Source organism: Collinsella aerofaciens, from assembly GCF_040926185.1.
Classification (GTDB): domain Bacteria; phylum Actinomycetota; class Coriobacteriia; order Coriobacteriales; family Coriobacteriaceae; genus Collinsella; species Collinsella aerofaciens_BC.
Genome location: NZ_JBCOIQ010000010.1, coordinates 36,273 through 51,464, shown reverse-complemented (window position 1 = coordinate 51,464; position 15,192 = coordinate 36,273). Strand labels below are relative to the sequence as shown.

12 protein-coding genes are annotated in these 15,192 nt (G+C 57.5%); 6 read left to right on the top strand and 6 right to left on the bottom strand.

Features of this window, described 5'->3' with window-relative positions; translation table 11 throughout:
- The first annotated feature begins 136 nt into the window (after positions 1 to 136).
- The 3 genes from vsr to AB5750_RS05935 all read left to right on the top strand — a co-directional run bounded on the left by vsr (position 137) and on the right by AB5750_RS05935 (position 3,231).
- On the top strand, positions 137 to 1,123 hold the full coding sequence (gene vsr, locus AB5750_RS05945; protein WP_368145814.1) for a DNA mismatch endonuclease Vsr: 987 nt from the start codon (positions 137 to 139) through the stop codon (positions 1,121 to 1,123).
- A gap of 498 nt (positions 1,124 to 1,621) precedes the next feature.
- The gene (locus AB5750_RS05940) at positions 1,622 to 2,551 is read left to right on the top strand and encodes an AraC family transcriptional regulator (RefSeq protein ID WP_195543956.1); all 930 of its coding nucleotides are present in this window, start codon (positions 1,622 to 1,624) and stop codon (positions 2,549 to 2,551) included.
- 56 nt (positions 2,552 to 2,607) lie between these two features.
- Positions 2,608 to 3,231: an HAD family hydrolase gene (locus AB5750_RS05935; RefSeq protein WP_271746985.1), complete on the top strand. Its 624-nt coding sequence runs from the start codon at positions 2,608 to 2,610 to the stop codon at positions 3,229 to 3,231.
- A gap of 324 nt (positions 3,232 to 3,555) precedes the next feature.
- Here AB5750_RS05935 and AB5750_RS05930 read toward each other — a convergent pair whose 3' ends face one another.
- Positions 3,556 to 4,413: a class II fructose-bisphosphate aldolase gene (locus tag AB5750_RS05930; RefSeq protein WP_022095149.1), complete on the bottom strand. Its 858-nt coding sequence runs from the start codon at positions 4,411 to 4,413 to the stop codon at positions 3,556 to 3,558.
- A gap of 334 nt (positions 4,414 to 4,747) precedes the next feature.
- Here AB5750_RS05930 and AB5750_RS05925 point away from each other — a divergent pair, with 334 nt between their 5' ends.
- On the top strand, positions 4,748 to 5,551 hold the full coding sequence (locus AB5750_RS05925) for a DeoR/GlpR family DNA-binding transcription regulator (protein WP_368134925.1): 804 nt from the start codon (positions 4,748 to 4,750) through the stop codon (positions 5,549 to 5,551).
- 65 nt (positions 5,552 to 5,616) lie between these two features.
- Here the strand turns inward: AB5750_RS05925 and AB5750_RS05920 are convergent, their stop codons facing one another.
- Positions 5,617 to 6,777, bottom strand: coding sequence for an FprA family A-type flavoprotein (locus tag AB5750_RS05920; protein ID WP_368145813.1), 1,161 nt, complete (start codon positions 6,775 to 6,777; stop codon positions 5,617 to 5,619).
- A gap of 129 nt (positions 6,778 to 6,906) precedes the next feature.
- Complete coding sequence (locus tag AB5750_RS05915) at positions 6,907 to 7,893, bottom strand: LacI family DNA-binding transcriptional regulator (protein ID WP_368145825.1); 987 nt, start codon at positions 7,891 to 7,893, stop codon at positions 6,907 to 6,909.
- Between the two features lie 383 nt (positions 7,894 to 8,276).
- On the opposite strand from AB5750_RS05915, the gene AB5750_RS05910 reads away from it, so the two are divergent.
- Entirely contained in the window at positions 8,277 to 9,482 is a 1,206-nt protein-coding gene (locus AB5750_RS05910) for a galactokinase (RefSeq protein ID WP_368145812.1), read from the top strand.
- The gene (locus AB5750_RS05905) at positions 9,473 to 11,101 is read left to right on the top strand and encodes a UDP-glucose--hexose-1-phosphate uridylyltransferase (protein ID WP_195543951.1); all 1,629 of its coding nucleotides are present in this window, start codon (positions 9,473 to 9,475) and stop codon (positions 11,099 to 11,101) included. Before AB5750_RS05910 ends, AB5750_RS05905 begins: the two co-directional genes overlap by 10 nt.
- Positions 11,102 to 11,256: 155 nt before the next feature.
- On the opposite strand, the gene AB5750_RS05900 is transcribed toward AB5750_RS05905, so the two are convergent.
- Genes AB5750_RS05900 through AB5750_RS05890 form a run of 3 tightly spaced genes read right to left on the bottom strand, consistent with a single transcriptional unit; the run spans position 11,257 to position 15,156 of the window.
- Positions 11,257 to 13,374, bottom strand: coding sequence for a BglG family transcription antiterminator (locus AB5750_RS05900; RefSeq protein WP_368145811.1), 2,118 nt, complete (start codon positions 13,372 to 13,374; stop codon positions 11,257 to 11,259).
- Between the two features lie 15 nt (positions 13,375 to 13,389).
- Entirely contained in the window at positions 13,390 to 13,878 is a 489-nt protein-coding gene (locus AB5750_RS05895) for a PTS sugar transporter subunit IIA (protein WP_368145810.1), read from the bottom strand.
- A gap of 15 nt (positions 13,879 to 13,893) precedes the next feature.
- On the bottom strand, positions 13,894 to 15,156 hold the full coding sequence (locus AB5750_RS05890; protein ID WP_368145809.1) for a PTS transporter subunit IIC: 1,263 nt from the start codon (positions 15,154 to 15,156) through the stop codon (positions 13,894 to 13,896).
- Positions 15,157 to 15,192 lie beyond the last annotated feature (36 nt).

Below are 15,192 nucleotides of genomic sequence, written 5' to 3'. Positions count from 1 at the left end.
CTTGCGATTAGTCTACGGCATCTATAGTCGCAAGAAGACGAGTCGGCTACCATCGATATGGCTTACGCTTGCCTTACCGTTGTGTAAGGTACGGGTAGCTACCCTGCCACGTGTTGATATTGAGAGAGGACTCCTGTTGAAGACTGTTCATGTTGCCGCTGGGATCATTCGCAAGGAAGGATCTGACGAGCTGCTTGCCGTGCAGCGCGGCTATGGCGACATGCTGGGACTTTGGGAGTTCCCCGGTGGCAAGCTCATGCGCGGCGAGACGCCCGAGGACGCCGTACGCCGCGAGCTCATGGAAGAGCTGCAGGTAAAAGTCACCAACCTGCGCGATTTCTATACCGTTGAGTATGACTACCCCGATTTCCATCTCTCCATGGAGTGCTACTACTGCTCGCTCGCCGATGAATCCGATGAACCCCAGAAGCACGACCGCCAGCTCGATATCCGCTGGATTCCGCGCGCCTCGCTTGCCACGGTGGAATGGATGCCCGCCGACAAGGGGCTTATCGATGCCCTGATTGATCTGAAGGAAGACCGACTCGAGACAAGCTCCGCCGATGACGCCGTGCCCAACACAGCCGACAAACCCGCCACCAAACCCAAGCGCGCACCTAAGCGCCGCAGCAAGAAGCGTCCCAAGCCCGGTCTGCTCGACGGCATCGATACCTCGGACCTCTCCGCTGACGAGCGCGAACTGGTCCGCCGTCGCGCCGCCATCAAAAAGTCCATGAAGGGCAACAAGCGCGCCAATACCAAGCCAGAGCTGCTCGTTCGCCAGCGCCTGCGCGCAGCGGGCCTCACCGGCTATCGCCTGGAATGGAAGGTTCCCGGCAAGCCCGACATCGCCTTTCCTGGGCGCAAGATTGCCATCTTCGTCAACGGCTGCTTTTGGCACCGCTGCCCCAAGTGCAACCCTAGCCAGCCCAAGCGCAACGTTGAGTTTTGGGAGGCAAAGTTCCGTCGCAACGTCGAGCGTGACCGCGCTGCCGTGGCAGCACTCACTCAAATGGGCTGGACACCCATAACCATCTGGGAATGCGAACTCAAAAAGGACCGCATCGACGCCACCATGGAAAAGGTCATCGAACAGGTGCGGGCCGCAGAGCCGCAGCGCTAGGAACGAGCCGTCCACACGCCCCACACAGGCTAACCACACCCGCGCCACAAACCTTAGAAAGCCCTTAAGCTCAAAACCTTTCAAGAGTGTTACTCGATAGCCTTGAACTGCGGTTTCATGGTTACATCAAACCTGATTAAGCCTTTCTTTAGCGCTTCTTTGCAACAGCCGCGGCATAATACTGCCAACGCACGGGACCTAGCAGCAAACCCCGTGCGCAACCTTTTGGTGGACATCGAGGAGGCCGCATAAGCATGCATTCTTCCAATGACGCAACACAGCAGCCATCCCTAAAATATGCAAACCTTTTCTCCTTCCCCCCGACACAGAGAAACAGTCTCCTCGACTCCCCCGCCACAAAAGCCAAACGCTCAACAAACCAGAGCCACAACTTGCGAGCATCGTTCGAAAAGCTCCAAGCATCTCTAGACAAGGCGTTCCCCGAACAGGCAAGAGCAATCTAAGCCCATCGCGCTTTATACTGATGCCATGCGAAACATGGATCACATAGAATTGCACCGCGGAGGACGCGAGGAAGCGTTTCCCGAGACCGCCGAAGACTGGCCCTATATTGCCGAACGCGCAGAATTCGCTCGCTATCCGGGCAATTCCGTCCCCTGGCACTGGCATTCCGAAGTTGAGCTTTTCTACATGGAGCAGGGAGCGATTGGCTATCGAACGCGCGCGGCTCATGAACACGTGCGCTTTGAGGAAGGGTCCGCCGGCTTTATCAACGGCGGCGTTTTGCACAGCACGCTGCAATCACCCAATTCGGCACCGGCCATTCAAATGTTGCATATCTTTCAGCCGTCGATGCTCGGCGATCCCGCGGGACGCCTTCAAAAGCGCTATATCAATCCTTTGCTGCAATGTCGAGGCGTCGATGTGCTCAAATGGTCGCCCACCAACCCCGACGATATGCCCTTTATCGATTTGCTAAAGAGTTCCTTTAACCACGACCTTCAACGGCCGCAGAACGAGATGGCGCTTCGGAATAGCTTGTCAGAGCTCTGGATTCAGATTTACGCCAAGGCCGAACCGCTCTTTTCCTCCGACAACGCCTCTTGGATGACCAACCGCGACGTACAGTTCAAGGCAATCCTGGACTATATCCGCGCAAACTATGCAGCCGCTATAGATGTGCCCCAGATGGCATCTGCAGCCGGCGTAAGCGAAAGAGAGTGTTACCGCATTATCGAAGCTTGCGCAGGAACGACCCCGGCGGCATATCTGCGCGCATACCGCGTAAACCGTGCTTGCGAACTTTTGGCACACACCACGCGAACGGTCCAGACAGTCGCGCGCCAATGCGGCTTTGCGACAGCAAGCCATCTTGGCCAGGTATTTAAAGAACAAATGGGATGCACTCCTTCGAGCTATCGAGCAGCGAGGCAGAATCTCGATAGTACCAGGCAGAAATCCCGCTAGCCCTTCTTCTGTCACTGCATCAAACTTGCAGGCAAACAACGGATAGGAGCTACTATATGAAGTACTTTGACTATATCGTGTTTGACGTTGATGGGACATTGGCAGATACAGAAGAAAGCGTGCTGTCATCGCTTGGCCAGATTATCCAAGAAGAAACCGGCAAAACGCTCCCCCGACACGAGCTTGAATTTGCCCTCGGCATACCCGGCAAGAACGCCCTTGAGAAACTTGGGATCTACTCACAGGCAACGCTGGATCGCTGGTGCCAAGTTGCCGCCAGCTTTAAAAGCACCATCAGCGTGTTTCCCGGCTTGCACGAAGTTATCGCAACACTCTCCGACAACGGCTGCAAACTTGGCATCGTCTCCTCACGTGCGCGCAATGAATACGCAGAAGAAATTGCACCCCTTGGCTTCGATAAGTATTTTGAGCACATCATCCTTGTCGAAGACACAACCGAACATAAACCCGCACCCGCTCCCATGCTCGAATATCTCCGGCGTACGGGCGCGAATCCTGGCAACGTCGTCTACGTTGGCGACACCGTCTACGACGAACAATGCGCAACTTCGGCAGGGGTCAGTTTTGCCAGAGCGGCATGGGGATCACACCAAGACATCCCAAATGCCACCTACAACCTCGAAACCCCCAACGACCTGCTAACCCTAACAACCAAGTAACCCCCGCGCCCCACCCTTTCAGCCCCAACACCACAAGGGCGATTGAGCAGGACGGTTTGGGCGGGTCCCGTACTTGGTTTCCAAAATCATTCCGCAGCGCGAAGGCTTCTTATTATTTTCAGACCTAACGCCACAAGGGCGATTGAGCAGGACGGTTTGGGCGGGTCCCGTACTTAGTTTCCAAAATCATTCCGCAGCGCGAAGGCCCCCGTTGTCAACGCTTCGAAGAAGCGAGACAACGGGGGCCTTCATGCGCGAGGACGTTTTGGAAACTAAGTACGGGACCCGCCCAAACCGTCCGGTGGGATCAGAGTACCCTTGTTGTTACTCTGCTTTGCCCACGGAGTTGAGGTTGGTCATGCGGATCTTAACCAGCTCGGTGATCTCACGCATACCCTCCTTGGCCGGCTTCTTGGGATCGAAGCAGGCGGGGTTCTCGGCCATGTAGGCCATGAAGCCCTTGGTGTAGGCCTGACGCAGCTCGGTGGCGTAGTTAACCTTGCAGATGCCGTTCTTCACGGCCTCGGCAACCTGCTCATCGGGCACACCGGAGGTGCCGTGCAGAACCAGCGGCACGTCGACGGCGTCGCGAATGGCCTTGACCACGGACTGCTCGATGTGCGGATCGCTCGTGTACACACCGTGGCTGGTGCCAACGCCAATAGCGAGGGAGGTGCAGCCGGTACGCTCGACGAACTCCTTGGCCTCGGCCGGATCGGTGTAGGGGCTCTCGCCCTCAACCGCGGGACCGTCGTCCTCCTTGCCGCCAACCTTACCGAGCTCAGCCTCGACGGGCACGCCCATGGCGCGGCCAGCATCGGCGACGGACTTGGTCAGGGCGATGTTGTCCTCGAAGGACTCGTGCGAACCGTCGATCATGACAGAGGTGTAGCCCGTGCGGAAAGCCTGCATGCAGCGGTCATAGCCATCGCCGTGATCGAGGTGCAGAGCGACGGGCACGGAAGCGCGCTCGGCGGCAGCCTTGACCATGCCGTAGAAGTAGTCCAGACCAGCGGTCTTGATGGTGCCCGGGGTGGTCTGCATGATGACGGGGGACTTGGTCTCCTCGGCAGCGGCCAGAACGGCCATAACAAACTCGAGGTTCTCGACGTTGAAAGCGCCAACAGCGTAGTGGCCGGCCTGAGCGTCCTTGAGCATCTTTTCGGTGGTAACAAGTGCCATGAGCGTTTGCTCCTCTCCCTCGCCCGCATCTGGACATCGGGCGTAGTTGTTCACAAGGCGTTTTACCTTGCGTTTTTCTGCGCTCATTGTATGAAATTCAGCGGCTTTACACGCGCGAGATATTGAGCCCATGCAGGTCAATACAGTCGTTTTTGAAAAGTAAACGGAAGGAATATGAGCCGAGTGGACATGTTCGATATTGAATTTTGGGCGTTCAGCGTCTTTCTTTTATAGAAAAGATAAGTAATCGAAAGGTGTTTTCTTACTCAAAAAGAAAATGAACGAAAATAGAGTCAACACAATTCCTGCAAATTTAGCCGAGAATGGAGCAAGCATGGCCCAAGCCACCAACCGTGCCTTTGCCGACGAACGCCGTACCGCCATTATGGAAATGCTCGATCATAATGCCTCGGTGCAGGTAGCAGAAATCGCCCAGACCTTTGGCGTGTCCTCCGTCACCGCCCGCGCCGACCTGGACGCGCTCGCCGAAGCAGGCAAGCTGCGCCGCACGCACGGCGGTGCCGTATCACTCCACAAACGTCTGACCGTCTCCACGCAGGATCGCCGCATCAATGTCAACGTCGCCGCCAAGCAGGCCATCGCGCAAAGCGCCATCGAGCTCGTCAATGACGGCGACACGCTGCTCGTCGACTCGGGCACCACGGCGCTCGAGTTCGTCCGGCTCCTCGATCAGCGCGACGGTATCACCGTCATCACGGCCGACATTACCATTGCCGATTACATCGACGAGAGCATGCCCTCAGTCGATGTCGTCATGCTGGGCGGGGCGCTGCGCAAAGGCCATCGTTATTTGTACGGACCGCTCACTATGCAGGCGCTCCAAATGGTCCATGCCGATCTGGCCGTCATGTGCCCCGGCGCCTTTGTCCCCAGCTGCGGCTTTACGACCGACTTTCCCCAGATGGCCGAGACCAAAACGGCTATGATCACCGCGGCCCATCAAAGCGTCGCCCTCATGGACGCCAGCAAGGTTAACGGACGCGGCATGTACCGCTTTGCCGAGCTTGCCGATGTCGACTCCATCGTGATGGACCGTGACCCCGACCATGCCGTCGCCACCTCGATCGCCGAGGCCACTGACAGCTCACGTCCAGCCCTCGTCATCGCCGGCGCTTAAACAAAAACCACCACAAAGGTGCCTGTCCCCTTCGTGGTGGTTTGAGCGTTAAAAGCGATATATCGCTACTTGGACAGCTCGTCGGCGAGGGCCTCGATTTGGGCGCGCGAGGCGTCGTTGAGCGAGCCCAGCACAGTCACCTTGTTCTGCGTCAGGGTGATGTCCTTCATGCCCTCGAGCTCCTTGGTCATAACCTTGGCAGCTGCGGGCGCCCAGGAACCGGACTCGACAAGCGCCACGGTGCGGTTCTGGTAGGCATGCTCGGCGAGCGTGTGGATAAAGGTGCTCATGCACGGGAAGATCTCGCCCTGATAGGTAATGGAGGCGAGCACCAGACGGTCGTAGCGGAACGCATCCTCAACGGCCTCGGCCATGTCGTCGCGAGCAAGGTCAAAGACGGAGACCTTCTGGCCGCGAGCCTCGAGCGCAGATGCGAGCTCCTCGACGGCAGCCTTCAGATGGCCATACACGCTCGCATAGGCGATCGTGATGCCCTCGTCCTCGGGCTGATAGCTCGACCAGGTGTTATAGGTGTCGAGGTAGTAGCCCAGGTTCTCGGTCAGCACGGGGCCGTGGAGCGGGCAGATGATCTGGATGTCCAGGTCGGCGGCCTTCTTGAGGACGGCCTGCACGAACTTGCCAAACTTACCGACGATGCCAAAGTAGTAACGGCGAGCCTCGCAGGCCCACCCTTCCGGATCCTCGATGTCGTTGGCGCCGAACTTGCCAAAGCCGTCGGCACTAAAGAGCACCTTGTCGGTGGACTCGTAGGAGAAAATCACCTCGGGCCAGTGAACGTTGGGGGCGCCGATAAAGGTCAGGCTGTGGCCGCCCAGATCGAGCACATCGCCCTCTTTGACGACCATTTTGCGCTCGGGGAAGTCGGTGCCAAAGTAGTTGACCATCATGCGGAAGGCGCCCATGCTGGCCACAATCTGTGCCTGGGGATAGCGCTCCATAAAGGCGGCGATACCGGCGGAGTGATCGGGCTCCATGTGATGGACGATCAGGTAGTCAGGCGTACGGCCATCGAGCACGGCCTCGAGGTTGCCGAGCCACTCGTCAACAAAACCGCCGTCGACTGAATCGGCGACAGCGATCTTTTCGCCCAAGATAACGTAGCTGTTGTATGCCATACCGTTCTCGGACACATCGTACTGGCCCTCGAACAGGTCAATGTCGTGATCGTCGACGCCAACGTAGCGGATATCCTTGGTGATCTCCATCAGGCAAAGCCTCCTAGATAGACAAAATAACCCGTCTATCATAGCACTCGGCAGCATTCCAACTGTTATCTGCCGGCATCCTTACCGATTGTTATTGAAATACGATAAATCGCCGTTTACCTGCGTAAACTATGAGCGTGGTATCGCCGTGCTATGTCGAATAATGAGCTGGCCGGGAATACGAATGGCAACGGTTTTGCCCGCCGTACCCGCCTCGGGAACCGCATGCTCAAACACCTCGCGTCCGCGCTGATGTAGATCGAATCGCACGGTCGTGAGCTCGTTGTGTGCCACAAAATCATCGAGCGAATCATCGACGCCCACCACGCTCACGTCCTCGGGCACACGCAGGCCGCTATCGCGCAGCGCCGCAATTGCGCCGTTTGCCATCTGGTCGTTTGCCGCGTAAATCGCCGTCATGGTGTGATCGTGCTCGGCCAGGCGCCTGCCGGCCTCGTAGCCGCTGTTTGCAGACCAGTCGCCCTCGAGCGGCTCTGCCGGCTCGATGTGTTTACGCTCGAGTGCATCCTGCCAACCGGCGCGACGAAATTGTTCGTCGACCGAGAACGACGGGCCGCCAATATAGCGAATCTGCTCGTGCCCCAGCTCAAACAGGTGATCCATAAGCAATAGCGAGCAGCCGTAATGATCGGAATCGACCGTGGTCACCCGCGGGTGCGCATACATGGTAACGATGACCGTGCCAATGCCCGGCAGTGGATCAAACGTCTCAAAATCGGGCGCCATGCGGCTCATGCCGATGATGATGCCGTCCACGGGCAGTGCGGCCATACGACGCGTGGCCTCGGCAAGCGAAAACTCCTCGGTCTTGGACATCTCGACCAGCGTGATGGCACAATTATGCTCGCGAGCAGCGCTGGCGATGCCGTCGATCATTGAGAGGTTGCCAAACTTGGTGACATCGTTGACGCATAGGCCAACCGAATGGTATCGACCGTCGCGCAGCGAGCGACCGGCATAACTCGGACGAAAGCCGAGCTCTTGCATAGCGGACTGCACGCGCTGGCGCGTCTGCTCGTTAACGTTGGGCAAGCCGTTGGCGACGCGCGAAACCGTCTGCTGCGAAACGCCAGCAGCGCGGGCGACGTCGGCCATGGAGACCGGACGCGTACCTGTATCGTTGGACGGGCGCCTTGCCACAGGATCACCTTCACCCTTGCGAGATCTGAATAGCGTGAATGCCGGCCCGGGCAGGAGTTTAGCCCGCGCCGAGGCCCGCTATCGTCGGACGCATGTTAACGTACTCTACTTTTTCAATCCGCATCTCTTCTGCTTTATAAGTCCATACGGCAATACCGTTCACGGCTGTATTTCTACCGATTACCAGATTCTCAAAAAGTGACAAGCGATGTGTTATGAGTACGTTAACATAGCCCGTAACGTGCGGTATCGTGAACACTTGGTTCATGCCGCTTTAAGTTGTTAACGTACTCATAACGACGCAAAACCCACCCGGGCGCGCCAAGGAAAGGACTCCCATGACCACCCCCGACGAAAAGACATTCGCCACGCTCGCCAAGCTATTTGAGGAGGAGTTTGGCCCCATCGGCGACCGCCAGGTGCTCTACGTGCACGCGCCCGGCCGTTCCGAGATCAGCGGCAACCACACCGACCACGAGGGCGGCCACGTTATCGCCGGCTCGCTCGATGTCGCCGTTGACGGCATCGCCGTGGCAACCGACTCCAACAAGATTCGCGTCGCCGACGAGGGCTATCCTACGTTTGAAATCATGCTCGACACGCTGGATATTCAAGAGTCCGAGAAGGGCACGTCCGCGGGCCTCGTCCGCGGCATGGCCCACGAGATTGCAGCCCTTGGCGTTGAGCCCCACGGCTTCGATTTCGCCTTCACCTGCTCCGTCCCCTCGGGCGGCGGTCTTTCCAGCTCTGCCGCCGTCGAGGCCGCGTACGGTCGCGCCATGGAAACCCTCTGGGGCGCACCCGCCATCGAGCCCGTCGCGCTCGCGCAGATGAGCCAGCGCACCGAGAACAACTATTACGGCAAGCCCTGCGGTCTGATGGACCAGGCCGCCGTGTGCCTGGGCGGCCTTGCCTACATGGACTTTGAGGACCAGGCTCAGCCTAAAACCCAGAAGCTCGAGCTCAACTTTGAGGATCACGGTTATGCGCTCGTGCTCGTTAAGGTCGGTGCCGACCACGTGGCCGCCACCGACGACTACGCCGCCGTTCCGCGCGAGATGCAGGACGTCGCTGCCGAGTTTGGCAAGGCACGCCTGTGCGAGGTAAACGTGGCGGTCTTTGACGCCAAGCTCCCCGAGCTGCGCGCCAAGCTGGGCGACCGCGCCTGCCTGCGCGCCGTTCACTACTGGTACGAAAACGGCCTGGTCGACAAGCGCTGGGCTGCCCTGAACGCCGGAGACATCGATCAGTTCCTGGTCCTGACGCGCGAGTCCGGCGCCAGCTCTGCCATGTACCTACAGAATGTCGTTGCCAAGCTGGGCTCCGAGCAGCCCTCCATGTATGCCCTGGCGCTGGCCGAGCACGTGCTCGACGGCCGTGGCGCCGTCCGTATCCACGGTGGCGGCTTTGGTGGCACCATCCAGGCCTTCGTGCCGCTCGACCTGGTCGACACCTTCATTGCCAAGATGAACGGCTGGCTGGGCGAGGGCTCTGCCCGCCACTACGCAATTTCTGACAAGGGGGCTTACGCGGCATGGCTGTAATGACTGACGTGCGCGAGGCCGCGCAGGGCTTGATTGAGTATGCCATCCATCGATCGATGATCCGACAGGACGATCGCATCTGGGCCTACAACACCATTTTGGAGTGCATCGGCGCCACGGGCCCGGCGCTCGACATGGCCTGGGCGCTCCAGGTCGAGAAACTCTCGCTCTTGCACCCCGATACCCTGCCCAACTTTGACCTTGAAGGCACACTTGCCGCGCTTGCCGAGGCGGCTGTTGCCAACGGTGCTGCCGAGGACACGGTATCGGGCCGCGACCGCATCGCCATGCGCATCATGGGCGTGCTGATGCCGAGGCCTTCGGTTGTAAACGAGGAATTCAACGGCCGCATGGGCGTCAACGAGCCCCGCGCCGCGACTGATTGGTTCTACGGCCTGTGCTGCGACGCCGGCTACGTGCGCCGTGCCGCCATCGCGCGCAACATCAAATGGAGCACCCCCACCAACTGGGGCGACCTCGAGATTACCATCAACCTGTCAAAGCCCGAAAAGGACCCGCGCGATATTGCCGCGGCCGGCGCCGCCAAAAACACGGGCGAGAAGTATCCCGCCTGCCAGCTCTGCATCGAAAACGAGGGCTATCCCGGACGCTCCGCTGCAGCCGACGGCGGCGCCCATCCCGCCCGCCAGAATCTGCGCGTTATCCCCATTAAGCTCGACGGCGAGCGCTGGGGCTTCCAATACAGCCCGTACGCGTACTTTAACGAGCACTGCATTGCCATGAGCTCCGAGCATCGTCCGATGCACGTCGACCGCAAGGGGCTGACCTGCCTGCTCGACTTTGTCGACCTGTTCCCGCACTACTTTATTGGCTCCAACGCCGACCTGCCCATCGTGGGCGGCTCGATTCTGTCGCACGACCACTTCCAGGGCGGCGCGCACGAGTTCCCCATGATGCATGCCGCCGAGGTCTCGCAGTTTAGCGTGCCCGGTTTTGACCAGGTCAGCGGTACCGTGCTGCAGTGGCCGCTCTCGGTGCTGCGCCTGCGCTCGCATGACCGCGCTCAGCTGCTCGACGCTGCCGAGAAGATTATCCTCGCCTGGCGCGAGTGGACCGATGAGTCTGTGGGCGTCATCGCGTACACAGCCGATGGCGTGGCGCACAACACCGTGACGCCCGTCATCCGCCGCGTCGACTCTCGCGGAAATGCCGGCGGCGAAATCTACGAGGCCTACCTGGCGCTTCGCTGCAACATCACGACCGACGAGCATCCGCTGGGCGTGTTCCACCCGCATGCCGAGTACCACCACATTAAGAAGGAGAACATCGGCCTGATCGAGGTCATGGGCCTGGCCATTCTTCCGCCGCGCCTGGTTCCCGAGCTCGGCGCTGTCCGCGAGCACCTGCTGGCGGCCAAGGTCGATGCCAGCTACGACCTTGCTAGCGCGCTCGAGGGCGATGATCTATGCCGCAACCACGCCGCATGGGCCGAAGACGTTTTTGCCCGCCGCGCCGACGAGCTTACGGCAGACAACGCCATCGATATCCTGCACGAGGAGGTCGGCGTGGTGTTTGGCCACGTGCTCGACAACGCCGGCGTCTTTAAGTGGGACGAAGCCGGCCGCGCCGCCCAGCAGCGCTTTATCGACTCGCTGTAGAGCGCAGGACCGGGCGTTCAACCGCAGCCCGCACGACATAACCGCCCACACGACAACGGCGCCCGCCGGCAATCTCGCCGACGGGCGCCGCGCTACCTATTCCTCGCCTCAACGCGATCTGACAGGGCCGGAGGAAAACGAATCAAGAGACCAATCTATGCCACGGCCCCATAATCTGCCAGCATCTCAACTAAGGACTGATATGCATCTTCAGCCGATTCGGCATCACAGATAAGGGCCATACCGGCTTGGTCGTTTCCGAGTCGAATTATTTCGCGGAACAGCTCTAGATAATCGCCATTACCCACCTGTGAAAAGAAGAATAGCAGATGAACGCGATCGCCCTCATCGAATTCAACGCCTTCCCGTGAGGCCAATAGGCTGAGTCCATCTTTATGGACCCCATCTTCGCTGCCCGCATGGGCAAGCGCGATCCCCTGGTTAACGATGATATAGGAGCCATACTCCTCAACGTTATCAATCGCCTTATCGACATATGCAGAAGTAAAATAGCCTTCGTTCATGAGCCGTGCCGACGCGCAACGCATCGCTTCACGCCACGGAAGCGTCGCACGTTCAACACGGATAAAACGGCGATCGAGCATACGAAGCAAAGGAGATGAACTCGTCGTCTCCGTCTCAATTCGGCTCACTCGTTCCAAAACCGCAGCAAGCTCATGGTTGAGATATGCCGTTTTGCGAGCGTTGCCCTGTTCATATACACGACAAAGCTCAGAAATAATTGAAGGGCCGTCCTTAACCGGCAGTCCCTCTCGCCTGCTCTGCTTAAAAGCATGCGCTTGCACGCGATTGATGTCATCGACTGAAAGAACAGGGCTCACGACCACCACTGGAATCGAAATATTAGTCAACGGAACCGTCGAGATGACAAAGTCGATTCCATCGAGTGACGCCTCCCCCGCTTCTATCACGGCAGTTTGGACAACGCCGCAAATATTGAGTTTGAAGTACTGAGCGATCTGCGCCTCGAGATATTTACTCGTTGCAACCGAGGACGGACACGAAATGAGTACGTTGCACGAGCGCATAGAGCTTTCAGAGCGATAAAGTGCAGCGCAGATGTGAATCACCACACTTGCGCGCATCGAATCATCCATGGCGCGATTGAGGTAATCCTCGAGTACGTGAAAATGCGGCTCCGCCGCCTTTTGCACCATACCGACCATCACTCCAGACGGCCCGGAAACACCGACCTCAAAGGCATCGGAACTCCAATTCGAGACGCTCTTAAGGTGCGAGAGAAGGGACTCTACCAATAGATCGTCATTCTGAATATCAATGTCGATTTCGCGTGCCACCAACAACAGAAAATGAGTGATGGCGCAGTACAAATCAAAATCATCAAAGCGCCTGATATGGGGCGATAAATTGCGATCCAAAATCATCTGCTCAATGGTAGCGATACGACCACCATTCAAAACGCCCATATCCAGCTTGGATGCCACAAACTGCACCAGTTGGCCAATAACGTCGAGCGGACGATCTTGTGTCCCAACGCAGTCAAGCGTACCGCCTGCATCAGCGAAAATCGATGTGGCATCTCCACTGAAACCAAGTGCGACCATCAAGCTGGCGACTATTTCAATCTCAACAGTCACAGCCAAAAAGATGTTCTTGCTCTTCAAGAACGTGCGCATCGCATCCAACAGGTCGTCGATCTCAATTTGAGCGCCAAGAACTTGTGAAATCAAATGAGAAAAATAGTCGTGGCGGCACAGTCGTTGGGCCAAGACTTCAGAAAACAGATCGATAACCAGATTGCCCGCCTGGTCAGGAGTCGCTTCGATGCGAAGCCCCCGCTTGCTCTTACTCACCAGGGCAATCCCGTAACCCGCCAGATAATCATCGACGGCCTTAACGTCTGAAATTACCGTGTTGCGCGTCACATACATCGCGTCCGCCAACTGCTGCATCGAGCACCATTCGTCAGAGCCAAGCGAAAGGAGTGTGCAGGCAATAAAAAACTTGCGTTCATCAAATGACAGGCGGTAATCGTATAAGTCCATACTGTCGAGCAGATCCGCAAGGCCTTCAACATCAGCGCCCGCAGCTAGCAACACATGATTCTCCGATACTTCGACCATAGAGTCGCCGCGCGGATCCTGAGCGAACGCTGCGGAGGAGGCAATGTCGGCCCTGAGCGTCTTCTCCGAAATACGATAGTCATCCATGAGTGCACTGAGCCTTAAGCGATGACTCGGCGCATCGACGAGACGACGAAGTATCTCAGCGCTCCGCTTTTTGACCGACATGGCTCCTCCTGTTCGTTACGACAAATGCGTCTTCAGGTATTCGGCAACTTCGCCGATCGGCTTGTTCTCAAAACCCGAAAGCACTGCAGGATCTGCTAGCAGCTGCATGGTCTTGGATAGAAATTCGAGATGGTCGCCAGGCGCAATAGCCAAATTAAAGATATGACGAGTCTCGACGAATTCTTCCTCATCGTCCATACGAGCAAACCGAACGGGCGAATCGAGTCGAAGATAGCACAGAGCGCTCGTAATTATCGCATCGGACTTGCAATGGGGCAACGCCACGGGAATGTCGGTGCAGATGCCCGTAGGATAGCTGACCTCCCGCTCAATGCAGTCCCTCGCAAAAGCACCCGTCACATACCCCTGACGCTCAAGCTCGCTTCCGCACAACTCGATGGCCTCAATAGCGGTCTCGGCGCTTCCCTCGATAGCGAGAAAGCCTTTCGCTACACCATCGCAGGCCCTCTCGGATGTCTTTGGGATACTAATAACTTCATCCATTGTTATCACCGTCCATTAGATACCCATGGCCTTAGCAATAAAGGACACGATGAGATTGCCGGGGTTGTAGCCAAAGTGCGATGCCGTCACCAGATGACCGCCCGCATCGATGCCGCAGGCGTTAAGCATCTGCGTGGCGTAAGGGGCAAACATATTGGCGAAGAAGAGCATCAGATACATGAAGACCGTCATGCACACCAGAGTGCGGAACACGTTGCCTTTGCTCGAAAGCACGGCCATAGGGGCGACATAGCAGACTTCAGCCAGAATTGCCGCCGGGAAGAAGCGCATGTCGGGAACGAGAAATGCCAATCCGACAGTAACCGGAATCATAATGGCGGTGCAGGTAATGCAGCACGGATCGCCCAGGGCAAGAGCAATGTCCATACCCACGTAAATATTGGCGTCGGAATCGATGTGCTTCTTAACGAACTCATTTGCGCCAGCGCCGATGGGAGTCAGGCCCTCCATCATAATGGCAACCATGCGAGGCAGAAGCACCATGACTGCGGCCATGCCAACGCACATGGTTACGATGGTAGTAAAGCCCTGCTGCGTCATAATGCCCAAAAAACCACCAACAAATAGGCCGATAACTGCGGGATCACCCAGAATGCCAATCTTTGTCGAGAGGGTATCAAGATCGAGATCAATCTTGTTCAGGCCGGGAATGAAGTCGATGACCTTGTTGATAAGCACGCTCAGGGGATACTCATACACGATGTAGCCTAAGCAGGTACAGGCGGTGCCTTCAAGACCAAAGAACTCTCCCCACTTGGGGGCAACCCTCTCGGCAACGAACAAGGTTACAACCGAGAGCGCTACAGCGACCAAGAAACCAACAATAGCATTGCCAAAAAGGACGTAAGCAAGGGCGCCGGGAACCAAAAAGTGCATAAAGTTCCAAATATCAACGTTCAGAACCTTGGTGACCTTAAGACGCAGCAGAATGATGTTAACGATGACGATAGCAGGGATGGCGAACACAGCGAACGGAGTTGTCCAGCTGGCGCCTCCCAGTGCCGCAAAGCCAATCTCGGCCACATCGTAACCGGAACCGAGGGCGGTGTAATAGTCCAGCGCGGGCTGAATGGTGCTCAACAAAAAGTTGATGGTAAGTACCACGCCTTGAAAGCCAATGCCGACAAGAAGACCGGCGCGTAAAGCCTGTGCAGGTTTCATGCGAAAAAACAGTCCCAGGGCAAAAATGACAACGGGCAGCATAACAGCGGCGCCCATATTAATAAATTCTTTAAAGAACGCAAGTACGATATCCATGAAGTTCATCTCCCAACAATGGCGGGCTTTCTCACT

Coding starts and splice junctions, on each gene's coding strand:
- AB5750_RS05895 (WP_368145810.1), bottom strand. CDS start 13,878: ATGGATGAAGTTATTAGTATCCCAAAGACATCCGAGAGGGCCTGCGAT.
- AB5750_RS05920 (WP_368145813.1), bottom strand. CDS start 6,777: ATGGAGATCACCAAGGATATCCGCTACGTTGGCGTCGACGATCACGAC.
- AB5750_RS05930 (WP_022095149.1), bottom strand. CDS start 4,413: ATGGCACTTGTTACCACCGAAAAGATGCTCAAGGACGCTCAGGCCGGC.
- AB5750_RS05925 (WP_368134925.1), top strand. CDS start 4,748: ATGGCCCAAGCCACCAACCGTGCCTTTGCCGACGAACGCCGTACCGCC.
- AB5750_RS05890 (WP_368145809.1), bottom strand. CDS start 15,156: ATGGATATCGTACTTGCGTTCTTTAAAGAATTTATTAATATGGGCGCC.
- AB5750_RS05910 (WP_368145812.1), top strand. CDS start 8,277: ATGACCACCCCCGACGAAAAGACATTCGCCACGCTCGCCAAGCTATTT.
- AB5750_RS05915 (WP_368145825.1), bottom strand. CDS start 7,893: ATGGCCGACGTCGCCCGCGCTGCTGGCGTTTCGCAGCAGACGGTTTCG.
- AB5750_RS05900 (WP_368145811.1), bottom strand. CDS start 13,374: ATGTCGGTCAAAAAGCGGAGCGCTGAGATACTTCGTCGTCTCGTCGAT.
- AB5750_RS05935 (WP_271746985.1), top strand. CDS start 2,608: ATGAAGTACTTTGACTATATCGTGTTTGACGTTGATGGGACATTGGCA.
- AB5750_RS05940 (WP_195543956.1), top strand. CDS start 1,622: ATGGATCACATAGAATTGCACCGCGGAGGACGCGAGGAAGCGTTTCCC.
- AB5750_RS05905 (WP_195543951.1), top strand. CDS start 9,473: ATGGCTGTAATGACTGACGTGCGCGAGGCCGCGCAGGGCTTGATTGAG.